This is a genomic window from Brevundimonas diminuta (assembly GCF_050310045.1).
GTDB lineage: Bacteria > Pseudomonadota > Alphaproteobacteria > Caulobacterales > Caulobacteraceae > Brevundimonas > Brevundimonas diminuta_F.
The window spans coordinates 2,441,003-2,467,384 of the sequence record NZ_CP190005.1 but is presented as its reverse complement, the minus strand read 5'-3'; the positions used below and the strand labels follow the sequence as shown (position 1 = coordinate 2,467,384).

Genomic DNA, 26,382 nt, shown 5'->3' with positions numbered 1-26,382 from the left:
ACGCAACCTTGGCCTTGGCGCGAAGCGTGGAACGGTTATGTTGCGCGCCTCAGTAACGGGAGGGATAAATGAAAAAGCTTGCCCTGATTGTGACCGCGGCCGTTCTGGCCGCTACCGGCGCCCAGGCGCGCCAGGCCCCGCCGCCAGCAGCGGTTTCGGCCGAACAGCCAACGAAGTTCGTTCAAGTGGGGCGGCTTTTGGCCGATCCGGCCAGCGGTCGGGTTCTGCGCGATAAAACTCTCGTGATCAGAGGGAACCAGATCGTCGAGATCCGCGACGGCTTCGTCGGCGAGGGGAACGTCGTCGACCTGCGCTCGGCCTTCGTCCTGCCCGGCCTGATCGACAGCCACGTCCATCTGACGTTCGAATCCAACCCGAATTCGCGCTTTGAGGGACTGGTTCAGTCCAATGCGGCACAGGCCATGGTCGGCGCCCGTTATGCGCGCCGCACCCTGAACGCCGGCTTCACCACGGTGGCCGATCTGGGCGCGACCAATGAATCCATCTTCGCCCTGCGCGATGCGATCCGCAGCGGCGACGTGCCGGGTCCGCGCATCATCGCCGCCGGTTCGGCCGTTTCGGTCCACGGCGGCCACGGCGACGTCAACGGCTATCGCGACGACATCATGCACATGATGTCGCCCGAGAGCATCTGCTCGGGTCCGGAAGACTGCCGCCGCGCGGTACGGATGCAGGTCCGTTCAGGCGCCGACATCATCAAGATCACGGCCACGGGCGGCGTCCTGTCGAACACGGCTGCGGGTCTGGCCCAGCAGTTCACCGAGGACGAGCTGGCCTCGATCGTCGAAGTGGCGCACCGCATGGGCCGTCAGGTCACGGCGCACGCCCACGGCGGCGACGGCGTCAACGCCTTCCTGAAGGCAGGCGGCGACTCGATCGAGCACGGCACCTATCTGGACGATGAATCGATCCGGATGTTCAAGGCGAACAACGCCTGGCTGGTGCCGACCCTGATGGCCGGGGACTTCGTGGCCCGCATCGCGTCCAGCCCGGACAACTTCTTCACTCCGGCCCAGACGGCCAAGGCGCTGGAAGCCGGACCCAAGATGCTGGCCATGGCCGGTCGCGCCCACCGCGGCGGGGTCAAGATCGCCTTCGGCACCGACTCGGGCGTGTCGGCGCACGGGGACAATGCTCAGGAGTTCGCCCTGCTGGTCCGCGCCGGTCTGACGCCGCTGGAAGCCATTCAGGCCGCCACCACCGGCGCGGCTGAACACCTGCGTATTCAGAACGAAGCCGGTCGTCTGGCGCCGGGCATGCCCGCCGACCTGGTGGCCGTTTCCGGCGATCCGCTGACGGACGTCACCGAACTGGAGCGCGTGCGCTTTGTGATGAAGGGCGGGCAGGTCTTCCGGGCCGACTGATCCGACTGCCGTAAAAAAGAGGTCGCCGCTTAGACCTTGTCGCGAGCGGCGACCTTGGCGGCGCGTTCGGCCTGACCGCGCCAGCCATAGCCTTCGCCATGCTTGCCGACGCTGACGAAGGTGGCTTCCTCCGCCTTGTGGAAATACTGTTCGGCCACCATCCAGCCCTTGAAGGGTCTGAGCACCCACAGGCACATCGCCGCCAGGATCGGGAAGGTCACGGCGAAGTGGACCCAGATCGGCGGGTGCAGGCTGAACTCGAAGATCATGAAGGCGATCATGCCGACGACGCCGACCGCACACATGACGAAGAAGGCCGGACCATCCGCCGGATCGGCGAAGCTGTAGTCCAGACCGCATTCGGGGCAGGTTTCGCGCAGCTTCAGATACCCCGTGAACACCGGACCTTCGCCGCAGCGGGGGCAACGGCCGCGCAGGCCGGTCTTGAGCGGGCTGAGCGGGGGATAGGCAGGTTCGGACACGGGATGGTTCCTGAAAAGAACAGTGGCTGCTGATGTCGGCCTTCGGGCGGGCGGAAGCAAGCGGGTGTTTTGTCCTAGTCGCGTAGGAAGCTTGCTTCGTTCGGCGATTTAAGCCCCGTTAACTGCGATTAAAGCCCTTCGCGCGAGCATACGCGCGATATGTCCGGGGCCTCCGCCAAGAAGCGCGTTCTGCAGACGACCGTGGCGGCCGCCGCGGCGGGCGTCGTCGTCTTCGCGCCCCTGGCCCCCGCGCCTTCGCTGGCCGAGGGCGCCTCTGCATCGGGCGCGCCGGTGGACATCCGCATCGGCGCCAATGCGGGCTTCACCAGGATCGAATTCGCCGGCGCCGTCGGGTCGCGTGCGCGGGTGCGCCAGGACGGCCGCACCGTCGTCGTCCGGATCGGCACGACGGCCGCGCCTGACGTCAGCCGCCTGCGCGTCGATCCGCCCAAGGGTCTGGAGAAGATCGAGACCCGCGCCGCGCAGGGAGCGACCGAACTGGTCCTGACCCTGGCCGAGGGGGCGGGCGCCACCAGCGGCAGCGCCGACGGCGCCGTCTGGCTGAACCTCTATGCGCCCGGCCCGCGCGGCGACGGCCTGCGTCGTTCGCCCGTGCCGATCGGCGGCGCCCTGCCGGTGACGGCCGAGATCAAGGGCCAGCAGACGGTGCTGCGTTTCGCCTGGACCGGGCCGGTCGGCGCCGCCGTCTTCCGGCGCGGGGAGGCGGTCTGGGCCGTCTTCGACCACGCCGCCCGCATGGAGATGAAGGGCGAGGGGCTGAACGGCGCCCGCTGGGCCGCCGGGCCTGACTTCACCGCCGTTCGTATTCCGGTCGAACCGGGGCAGGCCGTGGCCGCCCGCGCCGACGGCTCGACCTGGGTCGTGACGCTGGGCGGGACCGCGCCTGCGCCTGACGGCGTGGATATCCAGCGCGACGATACGGTCAAGGCGTCGCTGACGGCGCGCATGGCCGGGGCGACGCGCGCGGTCTGGCTGACCGACCCGATGATCGGCGACCGTTTCGCCGCTGTCACCGCCCTGGCCCCCGGCAAGGGGCTGAAGACCGGGCGGCGTACGGTGGAGGCGGGCTTCCTGCCGACCGCCCACGGTCTGGCGGTCGAGACGCCGACCGATGATCTGAGCGTCACGGCGGACGGCGATCTGGTCACGGTGACGCGCCCGCGCGGCCTGACCCTGTCCTCGCCGACCGCCGGACTGGAAAAAGCGACTGAGGGCGTCGACGCCCCGCGCGCCGCGTCACGCCCGGCCTTGATTCTGGCCGACTGGTCCGCCGATGCGGACGAGGGCGGCTTCACCGCTCGCCACCGCGCCCTTCAGGACGCAGCCGAGCGCGAGAGCGGCCGCGCGGTTGATGACCCCCGCGCCCCGATCGAGGCGCGGCTGGCCTATGCGCGTTTTCTTGTCGGGCATGGTCTGGGGTTCGAGGCGGTCGGGGTGCTGAATGCCTTGATCAAGCAGACGCCCGCCATGCAGGGCGTGGCCGAGGTGCGCGGTCTGCGCGGCGCGGCCCGCGCCTCCATCGGCCGCTTCGCCGAGGCCGAGGCTGATTTTTCGTCCGGCGCTCTGGCGGGCGATCCCTCGACCAAGGTCTGGCAAGGCTACATCGCCGCCCAGCAGGGCGACTGGACCAATGCGCGGCGGCTGTTCGCAGCAGGGGCAGGCGTCGTCGACGCCTTCGCCCCAGAGTGGCGCGCCCGCTTCGGCGCCGCCCACGCCATGGCGGCGGTCGAGACGGGGGATGCGGTCGCTGCGCGCGACCTGCTGGCCTATGTCTTCAGCCAGCCGAACGTTTCAGCGCCTGACCAACTGACCGCCCGCCTCGTGCAGGCGCGGCTGTTCGAATTGGATCAGAACCCTGACCGGGCGCTGGCGGTCTACAAAGCCGTGGCCCGCGCACCGCTGGACGGCATCGCCACGCCCGCGCGTCTGGGCGTCATCAAGCTGGAGATGGCCAAGGGGGCGCTGAAAGCCGACGCGGCCGCCGCCCAGTTGGAGGCGCTGAAATGGCGCTGGCGCGGGGATGCGACCGAGCTGGCGGTGATCCGCACTCTGGGCGAACTCTATCTGTCGCAGGGCCGCTATCGCGAGGCCCTGACCACGCTGAAGGCGGCCGGGCCCAAGATCGTCACCCTGCCGGGCGGCGATCGGCTTCAGGCCGATCTCGACAACGCCTTCCGCGCCCTGTTCCTGGAAGGCGCGGCCGACGGCCTGCAGCCGGTGCAGGCGCTGGCCCTGTTCTTCGACTTCCGCGAACTGACGCCTGTCGGCGCCGACGGCGATGAGATGGTGCGGCGTCTGGCCCGGCGCCTGATCGACGTCGATCTGCTGGATCAGGCGGCGGAGCTGTTGAAATATCAGGCCGAGAACCGGCTGGACGGGGTGGCCAAGGCCCAGGTTTCGACCAATCTGGCCGCCGTCTATCTGATGAACCGCCAGCCGGAAGAGGCGCTGAAGGCCCTATGGTCGTCGCGAACGACCCTGCTGCCTATGGCGATGAACCTTGAGCGCCGTGCGCTGGAGGCCCGCGCCCTGATGGAGCTGGGCCGTTACGATCACGCTCTGGAGGTGCTGGGCAAGGACACCTCGCCCGCCGCACGCGACGTGCGCGCTGACATTCTTTGGAAGCAGCAACAGTGGGGGGCGGCCGCCGCCCTCTATGAACAACGCCTCGGCGATCGCTGGAAGGAGACGGCCGTGCCGCTCAGCGAGGTCGAGGAAACGCGCCTGATCCGCGCGGGCGCAGGTTATTCGTTGGCGCGGGACGCCGGGGCTCTGAACCGACTGTCGAAGAACTACGCCCGGTTCGCCGAAGGAGCGCGTTCGCCCGGCGCGATCCGGGTGGCTTTGGCGGGGCTGGATGGCGCCGACGGCTCAGGCCGCCCGCAGGACTTCGCCGCCCTCAGCGCCGGGGCCGACGCCTATGCCGGATGGATCACCCAGACCAAGGCTGAGTTCCGGGCCAAGACTGGCGCGGGCCAATAAAAACCCCCCTCCCGACGGGAGAGGGGTCTTTTGCGTCTATCCTCGCAAGGAGGATCGAACGCGCCTGTAAGGCTTAGCCGTTGACGGCGTCCTTCAGAGGCTTCGACACGCGGAAGCGCACGGCCTTCGAGGCCGGGATCTTGATCGTGGCGCCCGTGGCCGGGTTGCGGCCTTCACGCTCGGCGCGCTCAGCCGTGTCGAACACGCCCAGGTTCGAGATGCGGACGTCGTCGCCCGACTTCAGGGCCTTGTGGATGTTCTCGACAATGGCGGTCAGCACCTTGCCGGCGTCAGCTTGCGACACGCCCGCGTCTTTGGCGACGGCGGCGATCAATTCAGCTTGAGTGGTCATGAGGGTATTTTCCCAGTGGTGGTCGCCCGGAAAAAAGCGCCGGACGAGGACCGGGGGATCAACGACGGTTTTGGGGGGCTTGGCAAGCCCGCATTGGCGCACAGGCCTTGCAGGCTGGGGATTTATCCGGCGCCGGACGCTCTCTGGAAGCTCTCGACAAGGCTGCCTGCGACCAGTCGCCACCCGTCCACCAGCACGAAGAAGATCAGCTTGAACGGCAGGCTGACCACCACCGGCGGCAGCATCATCATACCCATGGACATCAGCACGCTGGCGACCACCAGATCGATCACAAGGAACGGAACAAAAAGAAGAAATCCGATCGTGAAGGCGGTCTTCAACTCACTGATCATGAAGGCCGGAGTGACCACGCGCAGGGGCAGGTCCTGCAGGTCCGCCGGGGCCTCTACGCGCGACAGGCGGGTGAACAGCGACAGGTCGTCCGGCTTCACCTGCGCCAGCATGAAGGTTTTTACAGGTTCTGACGCTGCATCGAAGGCTTGAGGCAGCTCCATCTGCTGATCCATCAGCGGTCGGATGCCCGAATCATAGGCGTCCTGCCACGTTGGGCCCATGACGATGGCGCTCAGGAACAGGGCCAGGGACACCAGCACGGCGTTCGGCGGCGACTGCTGCATCCCCAGCGCCGTGCGCAGCAGGGACAGCACCACGACGATCCGCACGAAGCTGGTGGTCATGATGACGATCGACGGCGCCAGCGACAGCACCGTCATCAGCCCAACCAGTTGCACCACGCGCTGCGTCAGGCCCGCGCCGCTGCCCAGATCGATGTTGATGGCCGATCCGCCCTGCGCCGCCTCCTGCGCCAGGGCGCCCAGCGGCCAGATCAGGCACAGGGCGGTGGTGATGAGGGACAGCAGGGCCGCGCGCTTCAGTTCGTCGCGCGTGGGTATGGTGAAGAGGCGCAGCTTCTCCCTCCCCGTCCCGGGGAGGGTGGCTGAGCCCGCAGGGCGAGGCCGGGTGGGGAGGGCGGGGCGGTCCCGGATGCGGGTTGAGGTCAGTGACGACAGAAGGCGCCTGAATGACCCAGCCGCCCCCACCCGGTCGCTGCGCGACCACCCTCCCCATGAAGGGGAGGGAGAGGCGCTGTGCTTGCGCCCCTTCACTTCACGCCTCCCGGCTGGCGCGGTTCGATCAGTTCGCGGCCTTCGCCCAGCAGGATCAGCCGTTCTTCCTCGTCTACGCGGATCAGCACCAGGCGGCGCGAGGGGTCCAGCACCAGGGTTTCGACCACCTTCATGCGCCGCACCTGGCCCTGCTGGCCCTGAAAGCGAGCCAGAATCTCGGGCGCATAGCGGCGCGCCGCCCAGGCGGCCAGGCCGATGATGCCCAGGGTGATGGCCAGGCCGAAGATCGCCCGGAACAGATCGAGGAAGTTCATGCGGATGCAGCCCCAGACGCATACGGCGGCGGCGCGCGGACGCGGCGCTTCACGGCCATGTTTCAACGGACGTGGTTAACGGCGCGTTTAGGGATACGGGATATTAACCATGCAGGCGGCAAATTCTGCCGATCACCGTCCGAGGGATTCGCGTGTCCGTCACCGACCTGCCGCTGCTGAATCAGATCAAGGGCCGCCTGGGCTGGCTGGACGACCGCCAGCGGGTGATCGCCCAGAACGTCGCCAACTCGGATACCCCCGGCTATGTCGCGCGCGACCTGAAGACGCCGACCGATTTCGCCGAGGCGATGCGGACGGGCGGCGGCCTGCGCATGATGGCCACCAACGCTCGCCACATCTCGCCGCCCGGTCAGGCTGCGCGGTTCGAGGCGACGAATACGCCGGATTCCGAGACTACGCTGGACGGCAATTCGGTCGTGGTCGAAGAGCAGATGCTCAAGATGGCCGAGAGCCGCATGGCCTATGACGCCGCCATCGGCTTCTACCAGAAGTCGATGCAGATGATCCGCATGGCCGCCAAGAAGCCCGGCGCCTGAAGGGGACTGAACCATGCCTGATCCGATCAACGGCCGTCCTGTCACGCCACGCAACACCGCCATGGCCGTCGCCTCGACGGCGCTGAAGGCGCAGCAGTCGCGGATGCGCATCATCGCCGAGAACATCGCCAATGCGGAATCCACCGCCAATGTCGCGGGCGGCCAGCCGTATCGTCGCCAGACCCCGGTGTTTCAGACCCGCAACGTCGACGGGGCGACCGGCGTGGTTCTGGCTGAGGTGCGGCCCGATCAGGGCGACTTCCGCATGGACTACGACCCCTCGCACCCGGCGGCCAATGCTGATGGCTACGTCATGCGGCCCAACGTCGACACCCTGGTCGAAGCGATGGACATGCGCGAGGCGCAGCGCGCCTATGAGGCCAACCTGAACGTCATCGAGACGGCGCGGAACATGGAGTCCCGCACCCTCGACCTCATCAAGAAATAAGAGGGCTTAGGGCATGAACCCCATCATGGCCGCCCGCGCCTATGCCGCCGCACAGGGCGGAACTGGCGTCAGCGTCACCACCTCGGCCAATGCGGCTGCAAGCACCGGCCCGAACGCGGCGGGCGGGTTCGCCGACCTGCTGCAGAACGTCATGACCCAGACGACGCAGGCGACCCGCGCGGCCGAAACCCAGATGGCCCAGTCGGTTCAGGGGCAGGGCAATCTGATCGACGTCGTCACAGCCATCTCCTCAGCCGAGGCCTCGCTGGAGACGGTCATGGCGGTGCGCGATCAGGTGATTTCGGCCTATCAGGAAATCATGCGAATGCCGATCTGACGGCGGTTCGGTCTCAGAACCCCAGTTCCGCCCTCAGCGTTTCAGGCGTCAGCCCGCCCTCTCTCAGTTCCGCCAGAGTGACGGAGCGGTCGCGCTTGGCGTAGCGGCGGCCGTCCGGCCCGGCCAGCAGGCGATGGTGACGATAGGCCGGCGCGGGCCAGTCCATCAGCGCCTGGATCAGCCTTTGGATATGCGTCGCCTCGAACAGATCCTGACCCCGGATGACGTGGCTGATCCCCTGCAGGGCGTCGTCGTGCGCGACGGCCAGATGATAGGCGGTCCCGGCGTCCTTGCGCGCCAGAACCACGTCGCCCGCCGTCTCGGGGCGCGCCCTGACCACGCCGGTATCGCCGTCGGGGCCTGAGCCTTCCTCGATGAAGCTCAAGGCGTCCCACGCCGCGCCGCCCAGCGCCTCCTTCGCCCGATCCAGCGACAGACGCCAGGCGAAGGGGCGCCCTTGGGCCAGCAGACGCGCCTCTTCCTCGGGCGGATGCGGACCGGGGCGGGCGGCCTCGGCGGGGCCGTGAGGCGCATCGCCGATGGCGTCCAGTATCTCCTTGCGGGTGCGGAAACAGCGATAGAGCAGGCCGCGCCCATCCAGCGCCGCGACCACGGCCGCGTAGTCGGCCAGATGATCGGACTGGCGCCGCACCGGCGTCTCCCAGTCCAGTCCCAGCCAGGCGAGGTCTTCGTAAATCGCCGCCTCGAACTCGGGCCGGCATCGCGTCGGGTCGATGTCCTCGATCCGCAGGATGAAGCGCCCGCCCGCCTCCTTCGCCGCCCGCTGCGCCGTCATGGCCGAGAAGGCGTGCCCCCTGTGCAGGCGTCCGGTGGGCGAGGGAGCGAAGCGGGTGGCGAACATGGCGACAGACTAGCGGTTTCCGGCCGTGGTCAGAACCGGGCGGCGAACGGCTCTTTTCGAGGGATGGGGCGCAGGCCTAGCATGGGATCATGGCTCTTGCTCCGTCTCCCGCTTCCGTCGCCGCCGCCCGTGAGGCGCTGGCCGCCGCCGACCCGGCGCTGGCGCGCGCGCACGCCTCGACGCCCGTGTTCGAGTGGCGGCTGCGGCCCGGCGGCTATGAGGGGCTGTTCCGTATGATCGTCGAGCAGCAGGTATCGGTGGCGGCGGCAAACGCTATCTGGAAGCGGGTGGTCGAGGGACTGGACGGGCAGGTGACGCCCGACGCCGTGCTGGCGCGTGACGTCGAGACGCTGCGGGCCTTCGGCCTGTCAGCCCAGAAGGCGAAATACGGCCATGAGATCGCCCGCGCCCATGCTGACGGCCACATCGATTTCGACCATCTGGAGCGGCTGGACGACACACAGGCCATCGCCGCGCTTGTGGCCATCAAGGGGGTGGGCAAGTGGACGGCCGAGACCTTCCTGATGTTCTGCGAGGGGCGGGCGGATGTCTTTCCGGGCGGAGACGTGGCCTTGCAGGAGGCGATGCGCTGGGCCGACCGCGCCGAGGACCGCCCGAACGAGAAACAGGCCTATGCCCGCGCCGAGATCTGGCGCCCGCATCGCGCGGTGGCGGCGCATTTGCTCTGGGGGTGGTATGGTGGCGTTCGGCGCGGCGAAATCGCGCTGGACGAGGGCGTTTAGTCTTCGGCGTTCATGAAGGCTGGGGGAGACCCCAACGACGGCGCCCGGCGGCGCCCTGGGGATGATGACGATGTTGGAGCCGATCGCGGGCGCAGACCTGGTTCGTCCGGCTGCGGTGCTGCCGTTGCTGGATTTCGCTGGCGTGGCCGTGTTCGCCGCCACCGGCGCCCTGGCCGCTGCGCGCGAGAAGCACGACGTCATCACCTTCGCCTTCTTCGCCGCCGTCACCGGCATGGGCGGCGGCACCCTGCGTGATCTGCTGATCGGAGCGCCGGTCTTCTGGGTGCAGGACTGGCGTTATGTCGCGGTATGTATGGTGGCGGCGGTCGGCTTCTGGATGCTGGGGGCGCGGTCGTGGCGGTTTCGCGCCCTGCTGTGGCTGGATGCAGTAGGGCTGGCGGCCTATGGCGTGATGGGGGCGGCCAAGGCGGCGACCTATGGCGTGACGCCGCTGATCTGCATCGTCATGGGCGTGCTGACCGCCTGCTTCGGCGGCATCGTGCGCGACGTGCTGGCGCACCAGCCCTCCATCCTGCTGCGGCGCGAGCTGAACATCACCGCGGCCCTGGTGTCGGCGGCCCTGTTCGTCGGGCTGAAGGCCGTCAGCATTCCGACGTGGCCTGCGGTGGCCGTGGCCGTCGTGGCCGGGTTCGGCGTGCGCGCGGGCGCCCTGAAGTGGGGCTGGAGCCTGCCGGCCTTCCCGACCGCCGCCTCGCGTTACTGAGGGACAGGATGAGCGATATTCCCGCCGCCTATGCGGATGCGCCCCGTTGGCCTTTTGGCGACAGCCCCGAACTGGCCGACGAACTGCTGGCTCTGGTGCTGGCGGGCGGTAAACGCGCGACCTGTTCGTCGCTAGAGTCGTGCGAGGCTGACATCATGCCGACGGTCGGCGAGGTCAGCGTCATTCTGGACGGCTCCGGCGCGCCTCGTTGTGCGATCCGCACGACCGAGGTCGCGATCATGCCTTTCGAGCAGGTCAGCGAGGACTTCGCCCGCGCGGAAGGGGAGGGCGACCTGACCTACGAATGGTGGCGCGACGCCCATGAGGCCTATTACCGCCGCGAAGGCACGTGGGCGCCGGGCATGAAGGTGGTTTGCGAGCGCTTTGAACTGGTCGAGGTCTTCTAGAGGCGCGTCACGAAAACGCGCCGTATCTGTCATGGCGATGCGGGAGAATCAGGCGTAGGGTTTCGCCATCAGACCAAGGAAGGAGACGTGTCTTCAGTCCTGTCGCGTCGATAACCCCCCGTATGAGCGGGAGGGCCTGATGCAGGTCCTGTCCCGTCCGCCGTCCGGCTTTCCGGCCCTGGTGCTGAACGCCGATTTCAGGCCCTTGTCCTACTTCCCCCTGTCGCTCTGGCCCTGGGAAGAGGTGGTCAAGGCCGTGTGGCAGGACCGCGTCGACGTGGTCGCCACTTATGACAAGGTCGTCCGCAGCCCCTCGCTGGAGATGCAACTGCCCAGCGTGGTCTGCCTGAAGTCCTATGTGGACCAGGACCGCAGACCGGCCTTCACCCGTTTCAACGTCTTCTTGCGCGACGGTTTCGCCTGCCAGTACTGCGGCGAGCCGGGCACGTCCCAGGACCTGACCTTCGACCACGTCATCCCGCGCTCACGCGGCGGGCGCACCACCTGGCAGAACATCGTCGCCGCCTGCGGTCCCTGCAATCTGCGCAAGGGCGGCCGCACGCCCGGTCAGGCCCACATGCCCCTGCGCCGCATCGCCCACCAGCCCAGCGCCTGGCAGCTTCAGCAGGCAGGACGGCGCTTCCCGCCCCACTTCCTGCACCAGAGCTGGCTGGACTATCTGTATTGGGACATTGAGCTGGAGCCGTAGGGCGGTCTGGGTCAGATCCGCTCCAACGGCAGCCGCATCCCTGCAACGATCAGGCAGGCGGTGTCTGCGATCCCTGCGGTGCGCTGGTTCAGATGGCCGGCTTCGTCGCGGAAGCGGCGGCCCAGCGGGTTGTCGGGGACCAGGGACCAGCCGACTTCGTTGCTGACGACCCATAGCGTGGCCGGACAGGCGCTCAGGGCCTGCGCCAGGTCATCGATGGCGGCGTTCAGGTCGCGCTCGTTCAGCATCTGATTGCTGAGCCACAGGGTCAGGCAGTCGATGACGGCCACGTCTTCAGACGACAGGGCGCGCACGGCCTCGGCCAGCTCCAGCGGCGCTTCGATCTGGCGCCAGGCGTCGCCGCGCTCTTCCTGATGGCGGGCGATGCGGTCGCGCATCTCGTCGTCGAAGGCTTCGGCCGTGGCGATGAACAGGGGCGTGCGGCCTGCGGCTTCGGCGGCCTGTTCGGCCTGCGTCTGCGCATACCGGCTCTTGCCCGAGCGGGCGCCGCCCAGAACCAGCGTCAGGGTCATGCGTCGTCTCTCCGGTTGACCTGGAGGGAGCGCGGTCCTATCGCCACGATCGCGTCAGGTTCCCCATCCGGGGATTGAAAGGGAATGGAGTTTAACGCTCCGGCTGTTCCCGCAACTGTAAGCGGCTAGCCCGCGCGTCATACGCCACTGGCGGTCCCGAAGGCCACGGCCTCAATGGCCGCTGGGAAGGCGACGCGCACCGGCCCTGATCCGCGAGCCAGGAGACCTGCCTGTCGCCGTCGTTCTCCGCGCGGTCGGGATGTGCCGGGCGGTCGAGGCAACTCGTGTGACGACAATCGCAAACCCCGCCGTGCGGGGCCGCCTTCGTCCGTCCGGGCGCAGGCCGGTCCGGCGTGGCGTCGTCACATGGAGAAACCGGATGAACCGGACCGCCTTTGCTACCCTGGCCGCCGCCAGTCTTCTGGCCGCCGCCCCTGCTTTTGCTGACGCCGCCGTTGATCAACAGGCCGCCGCGCCCGACGTCGCGGGGCGCGCAGGCGCCTCTGCGGTTGAAGACGTCGTCGTCACCGCCAACCGTTCGGCCCAGCCGATCGAGCGCGTCGGCGCCTCGGTCACGGTGCTGACCCAGGCCGCCATCGAGGCGCGCCAGACCCCCGCTGTGGTCGAGCTGTTGTCTCAGACGCCGGGCGTCAGCTACACGCGCAACGGCGGCCCCGGCACGGCGACCACCCTGCGCATCCGCGGCGCCGAAGGGCACCACACCGTCGTCCTGATCGACGGGGTCAAGCTGAACGATCCGTCCTCGACGCAGGGCGGCTTCAACTTCGGCAATCTGCTGATCGGCGACACGGCGCGCATCGAGGTGCTGCGCGGCGCCCAGTCGACCCTGTGGGGCAGCCAGGCCATCGGCGGCGTGGTCAACATCGTCACGGCCGAGCCGACCGAGGCGCTGCAGGGCAGCCTGAACGCCGAGGCCGGTTCGCACGGCACGACCTATTTCCGCGGCGGCGTCGGCGGGGCCAATGAGCGCGTCATCTGGCGTCTGGCCGCCAGCCGCTATGACACCGACGGCTACTCCAGCTATGCGGCGGGCAAGGAAGACGACGGTTACAGCAACACCGGCCTGTCGGGGCGGCTGAACATCAAGGTCACGGATGCGGTGTCGCTGGACCTGCGCTCGGTCTGGTCCAGCGGGCGCCATGAGTTCGACGCCTATAACGGCGACAGCCGCGAATATGGCCGGACGCAGGAACTGGTCGCCTATGCCGGCGTCAACTTCGACCTGCTGGATGGCCGTTTCCGCAACCGCATCGGCTATGCTCATACCGATACCGAGCGTCGCAATTTCAACCCGGACAACAAGATCCAGACCCTGACCTTCGACGCCGAAGGCCAGAACCGTCGCTGGGAGTATCAGGGCGCCTTCGCTGTGACCGAGGCGCTGAACGCGACCTTCGGCATCGAGCATGAAAAGTCCGAGATGAAGACCCGTTCGCCCGGCGACTGGAGCCCGAACCCGGCTTACGGCCGTGGCGAGGCCGAGTTGAACAGCGCCTATGGTCAGGTCCAGTGGACAGTGCTGAACGGCCTGACTCTGACCGGCGGCCTGCGCTATGACGACCACGATCAGTATGGCGACAACCTGCTGGGTCAGGTCGCGGCGGCCTGGGCGCTGAACGAAGGCGACACTGTCCTGCGCGCCAGCTGGGGGCAGGGGTTCCGCGCGCCGGGTCTGTATGAGCTGTACAGTGAATACGGCAACCTGAACGTTCAGCCCGAAGAGTTCGACAGCTGGGAGATCGGCGTCGAGCAGCGCCTGTTCGACCGCGCTGTCGTCTCGATCGCCTACTTCAACCGTCAGGCCGACAACGAGATCAACTACAACGGTTGTGTGGAGGCCAAGGACAAGCCGAACGACCCGCTGTGCGTCATCGGTAAATACATCGACGACAAGGGCAAGGAGCGCGATCTGCTGCGCTACGGCTATTATCGCAACCTGCTGAAGACCGAGGCGCAAGGGGTCGAACTGATCGGCCGCGTCGATGTGACCGATCGTTTGAACGTCAGCGCCAACTACACCTGGACCGACGCCAAGAACGCCTCGGGCGACTATGATGGCAAGCGCCTGACGCGCCGTCCCGAGCATATGGCCAACCTCGCCGCTGACTATGACTGGGCGTTCGGCCTGAAGACCGGCCTGTCGGTGCGCTATGTCGGCGAAACCTTCAATGACGGGGCCAACAAGGTGAAGGTCGACGCCTATACCCTGGTCGACATCCGTGCTTCCTATCCGATCGACGATAATCTGGAAGTCTATGGCCGGATCGAGAACGCCTTTGACGAAGAGTACCAGACCGTCATGGGCTACGGCACGGCGGGGCGCGGCGTCTTCGGCGGCGTGCGCGTCCGGTTCTGATGTGATGAAGGACGCCGGGTTCCTGACGACGGCGACCCGGCACGGCGGCGGCCTGATGACGGCCGCCGCCGCCTTTCCTGATGCGCCCCTGCCGTGGCTGGACCTGTCCACCGGGATCAATCCCGAGCCGTGGCGAGGCCCGCGCGCGACGGATGAGGCGCTGAACCGTTTGCCCGACCCGGCGGCCCTGATCCAGTTGGAAGCTGTTGCGGCGGCGGCGTTCGGCGCGGCCCCGGAACGCACGGCGGCGGTCGCCGGGGCTGAGGCGGCGATCCGTCTGCTGCCCCTGTTGCTGGGCGTACGGGCGGTCGAGGTGGTCGGCCCGACCTATGGCGCCCACGCCGAGGCATGGCGCGCGGCGGGCGTGGCGACGCGCCTGATCGCGCCGGATCAGGCGGCGGCCTCGCGGGCGGGCGTGCTGGTCATCGTCAATCCGAACAACCCGGACGGCCGGTTGGCCCGACGGGCCGATCTGGCCGCCATCGCGCAGGCGCGCTCCCGCGCGGGCCAGTGGCTGATCGTCGATGAGTCCTTCATCGAGTGCGCGCCGGAAGACAGCGTCTCGGACCTGACCGCGCCGGGGCTGATCGTGCTGCGGTCCTTCGGCAAATTCTATGGTCTGGCCGGGGTGCGGCTGGGCTTTATGCTGGCGGCGTCGGAGCTGATCCGGCGCCTGCGCGCGCTTCAGGGCGACTGGCCGGTCGGCGCCGACGCCTTGGCGCTGGGGTGCGGCGCCTATGCCGATTTCGCGTGGCGGCAAAGCACGCAGGCGACGCTGGTCCAGCGGGCGGAACGACTGGATGCCTTGCTGACGCAGGCGGGGTTTCAGATCACCGGCGGGACCAGCCTGTTCCGTATGGCGCACACGCCGCAGGCCGATCAGTGGTTCCGTCATCTGTGTCGGATGGGCATCCTGACCCGACCGTTCGATCATACGCCCGACGCCCTGCGGTTCGGCGTGCCGGGCGAGCGTGACCTTCCTCGCTTGCAGGCCGCGCTGGAGAGCTTCGCATGAGAGTAAACCGGCGACAGGCGATGGGGCTGGCGCTGACCAGCGCAGGCGCAGTGCTGGCGGCCGCGCCCGTCATGGCGAGCGCCGGGCCGCGCCGGGTCGTGTCGCTGAACGCCTGCCTCGACGCCATTCTGGTCCATGTCGCCGACCGGGGTCAGATCGCGGCGCTCAGTCACTATGCGCGCGAGGAAACCGGTTCGACCATCGCCTCGATCGCCCGGACCCTGCCCTTCACCTGGGAGACGGCGGAAGAGGTCATCGCCCTGCGCCCCGATCTGGTGCTGACCAGCCGCCACAGCGCGCTGGCGACGCGCAATGCGCTGGACCGCCTGAATATCCCGACCGAGCTTTTTTCTGTGCCCGACAGCATTGAGACCAGTCTGGATCAGGTGCGCGAGGTCGCCCGTCTGGTCGCCCGCCCGGCGCGCGGAGAGGCCCTGATCGCGCGCATCGAGGCCGCCATCGCCGCCTCGGCGCCGCCGCCGGGATCGACGCCGCTGAAGGCTCTGGTGTTCCAGCCGAACGGTTTCAGCGCCGGTTCCGGCACCCTGATGGATGAGATGATGACCCGCGCCGGGTTCGAGAACGTCGCCGCCCGCTATGGTCTGGGCAAGTGGGGCAATGTGGCGATCGAAAACCTGCTGGCTGACCCGCCGCAGGTGCTGCTCAGCGGCGTGCCGTCGCGCAATTCGCGCACCTGGGCCGACCGGGTGATGCGTCACCCGGCGCTGAAGTCGCTGTCCGGGCGGATGGTGCAGGCGCAACTGGAAGAAAAGCTGCTCTATTGCGGCGGGCCGGTGCTGATCCAGACCGCCGCCGCCCTGGCGAACGCGCGTCGCATGGCGCAGGAGACCCTTGCATGACCCTGCCGCGTCCTCTGGTCCTGATCGGGCTTCTGGCCCTGATCGCCGTCCTGTCCGTGGCCAGCATGAGCGCGGGCCGCGTGTGGATTCCGTGGAGCGAATGGGCGGCCGAGCGCGGCGATCCGGCCTGGGCCATCCTGTTCGAGTTGCGCCTGCCGCGCACGGTTCTGGCCCTGATGGTCGGGGCGGTGCTGGGCCTGACCGGGGCGGCGCTGCAGGGCTATACCCGCAACCCTCTGGCCGATCCGACGATCATGGGCGTGTCGACCATGGCGGCGCTGGGGGCGGTGCTGACCTTCTATATGGGGACGGCGGCCAGCGCGCCGTGGGTGCTGCCGATCGCGGCGATGATCGGGGCGGGCGTGGGCGTGCTGCTGCTGCTGGCGTTGGCGGGGGCGACCAGCAGCGTCGTCACCTTCATTCTGGCCGGGGTGGTGATCCAGACCATGGCCGGGGCGGGCGTCGCGCTGGCGCTGAATCTGGCGCCCAATCCGTGGGCGGTGAACGAGATCGTCAACTGGCTGATGGGGTCGCTGGCCGACCGCAGCATCATCGAGCTCAGGCTGGCGGCGCCCGGCATGATCCTGGGATGTCTGCTGCTGTTGACGCAGGGGCGGACGCTGGACGCCCTGACGCTGGGCGAGGCGGGGGCGCGATCGCTGGGCGTGAGGCTTGACGTCGGGCGGGCGATGCTGGCGATCGGCGCCGCGCTGGCCGTCGGATCGGCCGTGGCGGTGACGGGGTCGATCGGCTTCGTCGGCCTGATCGTGCCGCACCTGCTGCGTCCGTTGATCGGGGCGCGTCCGGGCGGCCTGCTGCTGCCCTCGGCGCTGGGCGGAGCAGCCCTGACGCTGGCGGCGGATATTCTGGTGCGGATGACGCCTGCCGCCGCCGAGATCAAGCTGGGCGTGGCCATGGCGGCGTTGGGCGGTCCCTTCTTCCTGGCCCTGTTGATCAGCATGAGACGGAGGCTGGCGTGAACACACCGGGCATGAGCCTTCTGGGCGCGGAAAACCTCTCGGTCCGTCTGGGCGAGAAGGTGGTGCTGAACGGCGTCGGCGCCGTGTTCCAGCCAGGCCGGGTGACGGCGGTGGTCGGGCCGAACGGCGCGGGCAAGTCGACGCTGCTGGACTGTCTGGCGGCGCTGCGTCGCCCCGACGCCGGGCGGGCGACGCTGGACGGACGCGACCTGCGCAGCCTGCCGGCGCGCGAGCGGTCTCGCCGCATCGCCTATCTGCCCCAGAACGCCGAGATCGCCTGGGCCGTCGACGGCCGCACCTTCATCGGCCTGGGTCGCACGCCATACGTCGGGGCATGGGGACTGACGGCCGAGGATCGCGCGGCCGTCGACCGCGCCATGGCCGTGGCGGGCGTAGAGGCGTTCGCCGACCGCATCGTCTCGACCCTGTCGGGCGGCGAGCGGGCGCGCGTCCTGATCGCTCGAGCCCTGGCCGGAGAACCGCAGTGGCTGCTGGCGGACGAGCCGTTGGCGGGCCTCGATCCGGGCCATGTGCTGGACGCCTGCGACCTGTTCCGACGGCTGGCGGATGAAGAGGGGCGCGGCGTCGTCCTGACCCTGCACGATCTGGACGCCGCCCTGCGCGTGGCGGATCGGGTGATTGTTCTGGCCGAAGGGCGGGTGCTGGCCGACGCCGCCCCGGTCGAGGCCCTGTCGCCCGCCGTGCTGAAGGCCGCCTATGGCGTCGAGGCGCGCACGCTGGACGGCGTGCATGGCCCGGTGCTGGAAATGGTCGGTCGTGCCCGTTAGCAGCCTGTCGCCGCCGTGGATCGTCGCGGGCGCGTTGGCGGTGGAAGGCGTCTTCGGCTGGCCCCGGCGCCTGTTGCATCCGGTGGCGTGGATCGGCGCCCTGATCGCCCTGCTGGAGCGACGTTGGAACAGGGCGGAACGGCCCGAAAGCGCGCGCCGCGCTTTGGGCGTTGTCACCGTGCTGATCCTGATTGCGGTCGCGGGCGGGGCGGGCTGGGGCGTGCAGGCGCTGGCTGCCGCCGCGACGTTCTGGCCGGGGTTGATGCTGTTGCTGGTCTGCGGCGCGGCGGGGCTGGCGACGCGCAGCCTGTTCGATCACGTCCGCGCCGTGGCGCGTCCGCTGAAGGCGGGCGACCTGCCCGCCGCGCGTCTGGCGGTCGGCATGATCGTCGGCCGCGACGTTGAGACGATGGACGAGGGCGAGGTCGCAATCGCCGCACTGGAAAGTCTGGCCGAGAGCTTCTGCGACGGCGTGGTCGCGCCGGTCTTCTGGTTCGTGATCGGCGGCCTGCCGGGCCTGTTCGTCTATAAGGCGATCAACACCGCCGACAGCATGATCGGCCACAGGGAGCCGCGCTGGCGTGCCTTCGGCTGGGCCGCGGCGCGAACCGACGATGTCATGAACTGGATACCGGCGCGTATCGCGGGCGCCCTGATCGCGCTGGCGGGCGCAGGCGGCTGGCGCGTGATGCTGCGCGACGCGGGCAAGCACGCCTCGCCCAACGCCGGATGGACCGAGGCGGCCATGGCGGGCGCTCTACGGGTTCGAATGGGCGGGCCGGTCCGCTATGGCGGGATCATGAGCGAACGGCCCTTCTTCGGCGATGGCGCGCGACCGTCTGCGGCTGACCTGACGCGCGGTCTGAAGGTCTATAGCGTCGCCTGCGTCCTGTTGCTGATGCTGCTGATCGGCGGAGGTTTCGTATGGCCGCGCTGATGATTCAGGGCTGCGGCTCGGACGTGGGCAAGTCGGTGCTGGTCGCCGGGCTGTGCCGCGTCTTCGCCAATCGCGGCCTGACGGTGCGGCCGTTCAAGCCGCAGAACATGTCGAACAACGCCACCGTCACCGCGCCTGATGAAACAGGCCGCACCGGCGAAATCGGCCGCGCTCAGGCGCTTCAGGCGCTGGCCTGCCGCACGCCCGCGACGGTCGACATGAACCCCGTCCTGCTGAAGCCGCAGAGCGACACCGGCGCCCAGCTGGTCGTGCGCGGTCAGGTGGAGGGCGTGTGGCAGGCGAAGGGCTATCAGGACCGCAAGGCCGCCCTTCTGGACGTGGTGCTGGACAGCTTCCGCCGCCTTCAGGCCGAAGCCGATCTGGTGATCGTCGAAGGGGCGGGCAGTCCGGCCGAGACCAACCTGCGCGCCGGGGACATCGCCAACATGGGCTTCGCGCGCGCGGCGGATGTGCCGGTGGCGCTGGTCGGCGACATCGATCGGGGCCATGTGATCGCCTCTCTGGTCGGCGCCCACGCGGTGCTGGACGACGAGGACCGGGCCATGATCCGGGGCTTCATCATCAACAAGTTTCGCGGCGATCCGGCCCTGTTCGATCAGGGCCGGGCCGAGATCACGCGGCGCACGGGCTGGGCGGATCTGGGCATGGCGCCTTGGCTGGCGGACGCGCGAGCGCTTCCGGCCGAGGACGCCGTGGTGCTGGAGCGGTCGGGCGACGGGCGCGGCGGAAAGGTGCGGATCGCCGTGCCCATGCTGTCGCGCATCGCCAATTTCGACGATTTCGATCCGCTGAGGCATGAGCCGGGCGTGGACTTCGGCTTCGTGCCGCCAGGGCAGGCCCTGCCGGGGGACGCGGACCTGATCGTCCTGCCGGGCACCAAGGCGACGCTGGCCGATCTGGCCTTCCTACGGGCGCAAGGCTGGGACGTGGACATCGCCGCCCATGTGCGACGCGGCGGGCGGGTGCTGGGCGTATGCGGCGGCTATCAGATGCTGGGTCGGACGATCAGCGACCCGGACGGCGTCGAGGGCGTGGCGGGATCGGCGCCGGGGCTGGGCCTGCTGGACGTCGAGACGGTGCTGGCGGGGGTCAAGACCTTGCGCCGGGTCGAGGGGAGGCTGACGCCCTCGGGCGCGGCGGTCGAGGGCTATGAGATTCACATCGGCCGTACCGACGGCCCGGATGCGGCGCGTCCGGTCGCCATGATCGACGGGACGGCGCATGGCGCACGCTCGGGCGATGGACGGATTGCGGGCCTCTATGTCCACGGCCTGTTCGACCGGGCCGAGGCGCGGGCGGCCCTGCTGTCGGAGGTCGGCGCCGCGTCCGACGGCGTGGATCAGGGCGCGCGCGTGGATCGGGCGCTGGACCGCATCGCCGCCGTTCTGGAAACCCATTTCGACATTCCGGCGCTGGCCCGGATCGCAGGACTGACATGACCGAACTGACTGACCTTCTTTCCGTGCAGCCCGTGGATCAGGGGCTGCGCGAGTCTCTGCGGCAGGCGCTGGATGGCAAGGCCAAGCCGGTCGGCGCCCTCGGCCGGATCGAGGATCTGGCCCTGACGCTGGGCCTGATCCAGCAGACTCTGCGTCCGACCGTGACCAAGCCGGTGCTGCTGGTCTTCGCCGGGGATCATGGGCTGACGCGCTCGGGCGTGGCGGCCTATCCGGCGGGCGTGACGGTGGCCATGGTCGACACCCTGCTGACGGGCCGGACCAGCGCCAACGCCTTCGCCAAGGTCGTCGGCGCGCAGGTGCAGGTGATCGACGCGGGCGTCGCGGCCGACCTGTCGGACCGCGCGGGCCTGATCCACGCCAAGGTCGCGCCGGGCACGAAAGACGCCTCGGTCGAGCCCGCCATGACACGCGATCAGGCCGAGACCGCCCTGCTGGCCGGCGCCGCCACGGCGCGGGCCGCCATCGACGACGGCGCCGACGTGATCGCGCTGGGCGAAATGGGCATCGGCAACAGCGCCTCGGCCGCCCTGTTGATGCACCGGCTGGCGCCTGCGCCTCTGGCCGACTGCGTGGGGGTGGGGGCAGGACATTCGCCCGAGGGCATGGCGCGCAAACAGGCTGTGTTGGCCAAGGCCGCCGCCCGTTCGGACGCGACGGCGCCGCAGGACGCGCTGACCCAGTTCGGCGGGTTCGAAATCGCCATGATGGCCGGGGCCCTGCTGGGCGCGGCGAAGGCGGGCGTTCCGGTCATCGTCGACGGCTTTATCGGCTCGGCGGCGGCCCTGCTGGCGATCCGGCTGGCGCCGAACGCGCGTGACTACTGCATCTTCGCCCACGCCTCGGCCGAGGCGGGGCATCGCCGGATGCTGGAGGCCGTCGAGGCGCAACCCCTGCTGGGTCTCGACATGAGGCTGGGCGAGGGAACGGGCGCGCTGCTGGCCGTGCCGCTGCTGAAGGCGGCCTGCGCCCTGCTGTCCGACGTGGCCGAGTTGAAGGACATATTGGAGGCCGCGCGATGATCGGGCGCGAGGCGCGGCTGTTCGTCTGCGCCCTGCAGTTCCTGACGCGCCTGCCGACGCCGCCGCTGCGCGATTTCCAGCCGGAGTGGATCCAGCAGAGCGCGCGCTGGTTCCCGCTGGTCGGACAGGTCGTCGGCCTGATCGCGGCGGCGATCCTGTATGGCGCGGCGCAGGTGTGGAGCCCGTGGATCGCGGCCCTGCTGGCCGTGGCGGCGGGCGTGGCGATGACGGGCGGCTTCCATGAGGATGGGCTGGCGGACACCGCCGATGGTCTGGGCGGCGGCCAGACGCGGGCGCGACGGCTGGAGATCATGAAGGACAGTCGTCTCGGCTCATACGGCGCGCTGACGCTGGGGCTGACGCTGGCCCTGCGGGTCGCCGCGTTGGCGATGCTGGCCGCCCTGTCGCCGTGGCTGGCGGCTGTGTCGCTGGTCGCCTCGCACGGGCTGGGCCGGGCGGCGGCGGTGGGGGCGATGGCGCTGATGCCCTATGGCGGCGACCCCGGCATGGCCAAGGAAGGCAAGCCGGACCGGGCTTCAATCGCGGGCCTGGCGGTCGCTGTTCTGGTCGCCCTGTGGCCGCTGGCCCTGCTGCCGGTTATGGCGGGCGCGGTCGGCGTGGCGGCGGGGCTGGTCGTCGGCGCGGTTCCGGCGTGGCAGGCGCAGCGGCTGATCGGCGGGCGCACCGGCGATGTGCTGGGCGCGGTCGAACAGGCGTTTGAGGTCGGCTTCCTGCTGGCCGTCGCCGGGGTTCTGGCGGCATGAGGCTGATCGTCTCGCCTCTGCCGCAGGTCGAGCAACTTCTGGCCGAGCATCAGCCGTCGCATCTGGTGACGCTGGCTTCTCCGGGGGCGGAAGCGGCCTTCGACGCCGAGCATCGGCTGGACCTGCGCTTCAACGACATCGCCGCCCCGCGCGAGGGGCTGGTCGCGCCGTCCCTCGAACACGTCGAGGCTTTGCTGGCCTTTGCGAAGGGATGGACCGGCGCACGCCCCTTGCTGATCCATTGCTGGGCGGGAGTCAGCCGCTCGACGGCGGCGGCCTATGTCGTCGCCTGCGCCCGCACGGCGCCGGGACGCGAGGGCGAGTGGGCCGCGTGCCTGCGTGACGCCGCGCCGACCGCCACGCCGAACCCGCTGATGATCGCGCTGGCTGATCGCCTGCTGAATCGCGACGGCGCCATGATGCGCGCCGTCGAGGCCATCGGTCGGGGCGCGGAGACAGACTGGGGCGCGCCGTTCGCACTGGACCTGACCGCTGAAGGAGCCGACTGATGAACGCCGCAATCGAGGCTGAACCCAGGGCGCGCGTGGTCGTCTGCTCGACCTGCCGTCATTCGGCGGAGGAGGCCGTGGACGCCGAGGGCGTCACTGGCGGTCAGCGTCTGCGTGAGGCGGTGAGAGCGGCGGCGGCCGATGCGCCCGAACTCCAGATCGAGGAACAGGCCTGTCTGTGGGCCTGCCGCAGCCACTGCACCGTCTATCTGGCTCAGGCCGGAAAGCCTGCCTATCTGGCCGGGACCTTTACGCCGACCGCCGACGCGGCCGAGGCTATCGTGGACTTCGCTCGCCGTTACGCCGCCAGCCCGTCGGGCGCCGTGCCCTATCGGGACTGGCCGCATGGCATCAAGGGTCACTTCATCGCCCGCCTGCCGAAAGGCGTCGGATAGGGCGCTTGACCTTCCCTTGATGGGAAGGTTTACAGGTGTCGTCGTCAAGGGTTTGCGAGGACGACGCCATGGCCGCCGAAGGCTTCAGAACACTGGATCTGCCCGTGCTGGGCATGACCTGCGCCAGCTGCGTGGGCAGGGTTGAAAAGGCCATCCGCGCCGTGCCGGGCGTGACGCAGGCGCAGGTCAATCTGGCCGCCGAGCGGGCGCAGGTGTCGCTGTCGCCCGACGGTTCCGCCGCTGCTGTGGCCGCCGCCATCAAGAGCGCGGGCTATGAGCCGATGGAGGAGGAGGTCGTCTATCCCGTGCGGGAGATGACCTGCGCCTCCTGTGTCGGCCGGGTCGAAAAGGCGTTGGCCGCTGTGCCGGGCGTGCTGTCGGCCAGCGTCAATCTGGCGACCGAGCGGGCGACGGTGCGCTTCCTGTCGGGGGCGACGACGTTCCAGGATCTGGCCGCCGCCGTCGGACAGGCCGGCTATGTGCTGGAGGCGCCCGAGGACGCCGGGCCGGACGCCAGCGACCGCGAACAGGCCGCCCGCCACGCCGAGATCAGGAAGCTGGGCCGCGCGGTGCTGATCGCGGGCGCGGCGACCCTGCCGCTGTTCGTGCTGGAGATGGGCTCGCACTTCGTGCCGGGGATGCACCACTGGATCAGCGAGACCATCGGCGCCTTCAACTGGAAGGTCATCAACTTCGTGCTGGCGACCTTCGTGCTGTTCGCGCCGGGGGCCGTTTTCTTCCGGAAAGGCGTGCCCGCCCTGCTGCGCGCGGCGCCGGATATGAACTCTCTCGTCGTGCTGGGCGCGACGGCGGCCTGGGCCTTCTCGACGGTTGCGACCTTTGCGCCGCAGTGGCTGCCTGAAGGCACGGCCAACATCTATTTCGAAGCGGCGGCGGTGATCGTCACGCTGATCCTGGTCGGGCGCTGGATCGAGGCGCGGGCCAAGGGCCGAACCGGGCAGGCGATCCGTCGCCTGATGTCGCTTCAGGCCAGGACCGCCCGCGTGGTGCGCGACGGCGTCGAGCAGGACGTGGCCGTCGATGCGGTCAAGGTCGGCGACGTGGTCGTGGTGCGCCCCGGCGAGCGGGTGCCGGTCGACGGCGTGGTCACGGACGGCGCCTCCTTCGTCGATGAATCCATGCTGACGGGCGAGCCGATCCCGGTCGAGAAGACCGCCGGAGCCGATGTCACGGGCGGCACGCTGAACACTACGGGCGCCTTCCGCTTCGAGGCGCGTCAGGTCGGCGCGCAGACCGTGCTGGCCCAGATCGTCAAGATGGTCGAAGCCGCGCAAGGGGCCAAGCTGCCCATTCAGGCGCTGGTGGACAAGGTGACGGGCTGGTTCGTGCCCGCCGTGATGGCCATCGCCGCCCTGACCTTCGTGGTGTGGTTCCTGTTCGGACCTGATCCGGCGATGGGGATGGCGCTGGTGGCGACCGTGTCCGTGCTGATCATCGCCTGTCCGTGCGCCATGGGTCTGGCGACGCCGACCTCCATCATGGTGGGCGTGGGGCGTGCGGCCGAACTGGGCGTGCTGTTCAGAAAGGGCGAGGCGCTTCAGGCCCTGCAGGGCGTGGACGTCGTCGCCTTCGACAAGACCGGCACCCTGACTGAAGGCAAGCCGACGCTGACCGATCTGGTCACGGCCGAGGGTTTTGACGAGGCGACGGTTCTGGCCCAGGTGGCGGCGCTGGAGATCCGCTCTGAGCACCCGGTGGCTCGCGCCCTGGTCGCGGCGGCCGAGGCGCGCGGCGTGACGGTGGTCGATCCGCAGGACTTCGCCTCCATCCCCGGCAAGGGTGTGACGGGTCTGGTCGACGGGGCGCGCGTCGCCGTCGGCGCCGACCGCTATATGGCCGAGCTGGGCTGCGACGTGGCCGTGTTCGCCGAGGCGGCGGCCCGTCTGGGCGACGAGGGCAAGACGCCGCTCTACGCCGCCGTGGACAGCCGACTGGCCGCCATCATCGCTGTGGCCGATCCGGTCAAGGCGACGACGGCCGAGGCCATCCGCGCCCTGCACGATCTGGGGCTGAAGGTCGCGGTCATCAGCGGCGACAATCGCCGCACCGCCGCCGCCGTGGCGCGTCGTCTGGGTATCGACGAAGTTCACGCCGAGGTCATGCCGGACGGCAAGGTGGCGGTGATCGAAGAGCTGAAGAAGGGCGGGCGCAGGGTCGCATTCGTCGGCGACGGGGTGAACGACGCCCCGGCTCTGGCTGCGGCGGATGTCGGTCTGGCGGTCGGCGGCGGCTCGGACGTGGCGATCGAGAGCGCGGACGTGGTCCTGACCGGCGGCGACCTGCGCGGCGCGGTCAGCGCCATCGGCCTGTCGCGGGCGACGATGAACAACATCCGCCAGAACCTGGCCTGGGCGTTCGGCTACAACGTCCTGCTGATCCCGGTGGCGGCGGGGGTGCTGTATCCAGTCTTCGGCGTGATGCTGTCGCCCATGCTGGCGGCGGGGGCGATGGCCCTGTCCAGCGTCAGCGTGGTGTTGAACGCCCTGCGCTTGAAGACCTTCAAGCCCCATATTGGTGCGAACAACCTGAAGGGAGCCGCGTGATGAACATCGGCAAGGCGGCCCAGACGACCGGCGTCTCGGCCAAGATGATCCGTTATTATGAGGCGCAGGGGCTGATCCGCCCGGCGGACCGGACCGAGGGCAATTATCGTGATTTCAGCGACCGCGATCTGAACGACCTGCGCTTCATCCGTCGGGCGCGCGGGCTGGGTTTCTCGATTGAGGAGATCAGTCGCCTGCTGTCCCTGTGGCGCGACAACGCCAGGCCCAGCCGCGAGGTCAAGGCGATGGCGCAGAAGCATCTGGAGGATCTGGACGCCCGGATCCGCGAAATGCGCGAGATGGCCGACACCCTGCGCCATCTGGCCCATTGCTGTGCGGGGGACGAACGGCCCGACTGCCCCATCCTGTCCGATCTGGCGGGCGATGCGTCGCAGGCCGCCCATGCTGCAAACGCTTGACCCTGCCACGGCGGCAAGGGGTCGAATGATGTGTCGCGTATCAAGAAAGGGAGCGTCGTCATGATCTCGCTCAACATTCCGAAAATCCGTTGCGGCGGCTGCGTCGTCTCGGTCGAAAAAGCCGTCCTGTCGGTCGATCCGGCAGCCACGCTGACGGCTGACATCCCGGCGCGTCGTGTCGAGGTCGAGACGACGGCGTCCCTGCAATCCCTGTCCGAGGCGCTGGCGGCGGCGGGCTATCCTGTTCAGCTGACTTGAAAAGACGACGGCGGCGCCCCTTTCGGAGCGCCGCCGTTTCTCTTTTGCGGCCGGGGCTTGAGGCCGAAAAGA

Annotated in this window: 29 protein-coding genes and 1 riboswitch; of the genes, 23 read left to right on the top strand and 6 right to left on the bottom strand. The window is 69.2% G+C overall.

Going from position 1 to position 26,382, the window contains the following annotated elements:
• Window positions 1–68: 68 nt before the first annotated feature.
• Entirely contained in the window at window positions 69–1,385 is a 1,317-nt protein-coding gene (locus ACORJG_RS11845) for an amidohydrolase family protein (protein ID WP_427789245.1), read from the top strand.
• A gap of 29 nt (window positions 1,386–1,414) precedes the next feature.
• On the opposite strand, the gene ACORJG_RS11840 is transcribed toward ACORJG_RS11845, so the two are convergent.
• A complete protein-coding gene (locus tag ACORJG_RS11840; RefSeq protein ID WP_427789243.1) occupies window positions 1,415–1,867 on the bottom strand; it encodes a DUF983 domain-containing protein in 453 nt (150 codons plus the stop codon).
• A 159-nt stretch (window positions 1,868–2,026) separates the two neighbouring features.
• Between ACORJG_RS11840 and ACORJG_RS11835 the strand changes: the two genes are divergently transcribed.
• Window positions 2,027–4,870 carry a tetratricopeptide repeat protein gene (locus ACORJG_RS11835; protein WP_427789241.1) on the top strand — a complete coding sequence of 948 codons (2,844 nt, stop codon included), beginning with the start codon at window positions 2,027–2,029 and terminating at the stop codon, window positions 4,868–4,870.
• Window positions 4,871–4,943: 73 nt separating this feature from the next.
• On the opposite strand, the gene ACORJG_RS11830 is transcribed toward ACORJG_RS11835, so the two are convergent.
• The 3 genes from ACORJG_RS11830 to ACORJG_RS11820 form a co-directional block, all read right to left on the bottom strand.
• Window positions 4,944–5,222 carry an HU family DNA-binding protein gene (locus ACORJG_RS11830; RefSeq protein WP_003170475.1) on the bottom strand — a complete coding sequence of 93 codons (279 nt, stop codon included), beginning with the start codon at window positions 5,220–5,222 and terminating at the stop codon, window positions 4,944–4,946.
• 122 nt (window positions 5,223–5,344) lie between these two features.
• Window positions 5,345–6,151 carry a flagellar type III secretion system pore protein FliP gene (gene fliP / locus ACORJG_RS11825; protein ID WP_427793035.1) on the bottom strand — a complete coding sequence of 269 codons (807 nt, stop codon included), beginning with the start codon at window positions 6,149–6,151 and terminating at the stop codon, window positions 5,345–5,347.
• A gap of 194 nt (window positions 6,152–6,345) precedes the next feature.
• Window positions 6,346–6,624, bottom strand: coding sequence for a FliO/MopB family protein (locus tag ACORJG_RS11820; RefSeq protein ID WP_427793034.1), 279 nt, complete (start codon window positions 6,622–6,624; stop codon window positions 6,346–6,348).
• A gap of 152 nt (window positions 6,625–6,776) precedes the next feature.
• On the opposite strand from ACORJG_RS11820, the gene flgB reads away from it, so the two are divergent.
• From flgB to fliE, 3 genes are read left to right on the top strand one after another with little or no spacing between them, the layout of a single operon-like run.
• Window positions 6,777–7,181: a flagellar basal body rod protein FlgB gene (flgB, locus tag ACORJG_RS11815; RefSeq protein WP_427789238.1), complete on the top strand. Its 405-nt coding sequence runs from the start codon at window positions 6,777–6,779 to the stop codon at window positions 7,179–7,181.
• A gap of 13 nt (window positions 7,182–7,194) precedes the next feature.
• On the top strand, window positions 7,195–7,629 hold the full coding sequence (gene flgC / locus ACORJG_RS11810) for a flagellar basal body rod protein FlgC (RefSeq protein ID WP_427789236.1): 435 nt from the start codon (window positions 7,195–7,197) through the stop codon (window positions 7,627–7,629).
• 13 nt (window positions 7,630–7,642) lie between these two features.
• The gene (gene fliE / locus ACORJG_RS11805) at window positions 7,643–7,966 is read left to right on the top strand and encodes a flagellar hook-basal body complex protein FliE (RefSeq protein ID WP_427789235.1); all 324 of its coding nucleotides are present in this window, start codon (window positions 7,643–7,645) and stop codon (window positions 7,964–7,966) included.
• Window positions 7,967–7,979: 13 nt separating this feature from the next.
• Here fliE and gluQRS read toward each other — a convergent pair whose 3' ends face one another.
• Window positions 7,980–8,828 carry a tRNA glutamyl-Q(34) synthetase GluQRS gene (gene gluQRS / locus ACORJG_RS11800; protein WP_427789233.1) on the bottom strand — a complete coding sequence of 283 codons (849 nt, stop codon included), beginning with the start codon at window positions 8,826–8,828 and terminating at the stop codon, window positions 7,980–7,982.
• 89 nt (window positions 8,829–8,917) lie between these two features.
• Here gluQRS and ACORJG_RS11795 point away from each other — a divergent pair, with 89 nt between their 5' ends.
• The 4 genes from ACORJG_RS11795 to ACORJG_RS11780 all read left to right on the top strand — a co-directional run bounded on the left by ACORJG_RS11795 (window position 8,918) and on the right by ACORJG_RS11780 (window position 11,411).
• Entirely contained in the window at window positions 8,918–9,571 is a 654-nt protein-coding gene (locus ACORJG_RS11795; protein ID WP_427789231.1) for a DNA-3-methyladenine glycosylase family protein, read from the top strand.
• A 61-nt stretch (window positions 9,572–9,632) separates the two neighbouring features.
• Window positions 9,633–10,295, top strand: a complete 663-nt coding sequence (locus tag ACORJG_RS11790; RefSeq protein WP_427789229.1) for a trimeric intracellular cation channel family protein — start codon at window positions 9,633–9,635, stop codon at window positions 10,293–10,295.
• An 8-nt stretch (window positions 10,296–10,303) separates the two neighbouring features.
• Window positions 10,304–10,702, top strand: a complete 399-nt coding sequence (locus ACORJG_RS11785; protein WP_427789228.1) for an ASCH domain-containing protein — start codon at window positions 10,304–10,306, stop codon at window positions 10,700–10,702.
• 136 nt (window positions 10,703–10,838) lie between these two features.
• A complete protein-coding gene (locus tag ACORJG_RS11780) occupies window positions 10,839–11,411 on the top strand; it encodes an HNH endonuclease (protein WP_427793032.1) in 573 nt (190 codons plus the stop codon).
• A gap of 11 nt (window positions 11,412–11,422) precedes the next feature.
• Here ACORJG_RS11780 and cobU read toward each other — a convergent pair whose 3' ends face one another.
• Window positions 11,423–11,944 (bottom strand): bifunctional adenosylcobinamide kinase/adenosylcobinamide-phosphate guanylyltransferase, encoded by a 522-nt coding sequence (gene cobU / locus ACORJG_RS11775; RefSeq protein ID WP_427789226.1) that lies wholly within the window; start codon window positions 11,942–11,944, stop codon window positions 11,423–11,425.
• Window positions 11,945–11,983: 39 nt separating this feature from the next.
• Window positions 11,984–12,192, top strand: a riboswitch (cobalamin riboswitch).
• Window positions 12,193–12,323: 131 nt separating this feature from the next.
• Between cobU and ACORJG_RS11770 the strand changes: the two genes are divergently transcribed.
• From ACORJG_RS11770 to ACORJG_RS11705, 14 genes are all read left to right on the top strand, one after another.
• Window positions 12,324–14,321 (top strand): TonB-dependent receptor plug domain-containing protein, encoded by a 1,998-nt coding sequence (locus ACORJG_RS11770; RefSeq protein WP_427789224.1) that lies wholly within the window; start codon window positions 12,324–12,326, stop codon window positions 14,319–14,321.
• A gap of 4 nt (window positions 14,322–14,325) precedes the next feature.
• A complete protein-coding gene (cobD, locus tag ACORJG_RS11765; RefSeq protein ID WP_427789222.1) occupies window positions 14,326–15,336 on the top strand; it encodes a threonine-phosphate decarboxylase CobD in 1,011 nt (336 codons plus the stop codon).
• A complete protein-coding gene (locus ACORJG_RS11760; protein WP_427789220.1) occupies window positions 15,333–16,196 on the top strand; it encodes an ABC transporter substrate-binding protein in 864 nt (287 codons plus the stop codon). The genes cobD and ACORJG_RS11760 overlap by 4 nt, the downstream gene beginning before the upstream one ends.
• Window positions 16,193–17,176: a FecCD family ABC transporter permease gene (locus ACORJG_RS11755; protein WP_427789218.1), complete on the top strand. Its 984-nt coding sequence runs from the start codon at window positions 16,193–16,195 to the stop codon at window positions 17,174–17,176. Before ACORJG_RS11760 ends, ACORJG_RS11755 begins: the two co-directional genes overlap by 4 nt.
• Complete coding sequence (locus ACORJG_RS11750) at window positions 17,173–17,964, top strand: ABC transporter ATP-binding protein (protein ID WP_427789216.1); 792 nt, start codon at window positions 17,173–17,175, stop codon at window positions 17,962–17,964. The genes ACORJG_RS11755 and ACORJG_RS11750 overlap by 4 nt, the downstream gene beginning before the upstream one ends.
• On the top strand, window positions 17,927–18,901 hold the full coding sequence (gene cbiB, locus ACORJG_RS11745) for an adenosylcobinamide-phosphate synthase CbiB (RefSeq protein ID WP_427789214.1): 975 nt from the start codon (window positions 17,927–17,929) through the stop codon (window positions 18,899–18,901). The genes ACORJG_RS11750 and cbiB overlap by 38 nt, the downstream gene beginning before the upstream one ends.
• The gene (locus ACORJG_RS11740) at window positions 18,889–20,361 is read left to right on the top strand and encodes a cobyric acid synthase (protein WP_427789212.1); all 1,473 of its coding nucleotides are present in this window, start codon (window positions 18,889–18,891) and stop codon (window positions 20,359–20,361) included. Before cbiB ends, ACORJG_RS11740 begins: the two co-directional genes overlap by 13 nt.
• The gene (cobT, locus tag ACORJG_RS11735; RefSeq protein ID WP_427789210.1) at window positions 20,358–21,401 is read left to right on the top strand and encodes a nicotinate-nucleotide--dimethylbenzimidazole phosphoribosyltransferase; all 1,044 of its coding nucleotides are present in this window, start codon (window positions 20,358–20,360) and stop codon (window positions 21,399–21,401) included. The genes ACORJG_RS11740 and cobT overlap by 4 nt, the downstream gene beginning before the upstream one ends.
• A complete protein-coding gene (gene cobS, locus ACORJG_RS11730; protein ID WP_427789208.1) occupies window positions 21,398–22,165 on the top strand; it encodes an adenosylcobinamide-GDP ribazoletransferase in 768 nt (255 codons plus the stop codon). Before cobT ends, cobS begins: the two co-directional genes overlap by 4 nt.
• Window positions 22,162–22,674, top strand: coding sequence for a tyrosine phosphatase family protein (locus ACORJG_RS11725; protein WP_427789207.1), 513 nt, complete (start codon window positions 22,162–22,164; stop codon window positions 22,672–22,674). Before cobS ends, ACORJG_RS11725 begins: the two co-directional genes overlap by 4 nt.
• Window positions 22,674–23,069, top strand: coding sequence for a DUF1636 domain-containing protein (locus ACORJG_RS11720; RefSeq protein WP_427789205.1), 396 nt, complete (start codon window positions 22,674–22,676; stop codon window positions 23,067–23,069). The genes ACORJG_RS11725 and ACORJG_RS11720 overlap by 1 nt, the downstream gene beginning before the upstream one ends.
• Before the next feature lie 68 nt (window positions 23,070–23,137).
• Entirely contained in the window at window positions 23,138–25,633 is a 2,496-nt protein-coding gene (locus tag ACORJG_RS11715) for a heavy metal translocating P-type ATPase (RefSeq protein ID WP_427789203.1), read from the top strand.
• A complete protein-coding gene (gene cueR / locus ACORJG_RS11710) occupies window positions 25,633–26,052 on the top strand; it encodes a Cu(I)-responsive transcriptional regulator (RefSeq protein WP_427789202.1) in 420 nt (139 codons plus the stop codon). Before ACORJG_RS11715 ends, cueR begins: the two co-directional genes overlap by 1 nt.
• Before the next feature lie 60 nt (window positions 26,053–26,112).
• Entirely contained in the window at window positions 26,113–26,310 is a 198-nt protein-coding gene (locus ACORJG_RS11705; protein ID WP_427789200.1) for a heavy-metal-associated domain-containing protein, read from the top strand.
• Window positions 26,311–26,382 lie beyond the last annotated feature (72 nt).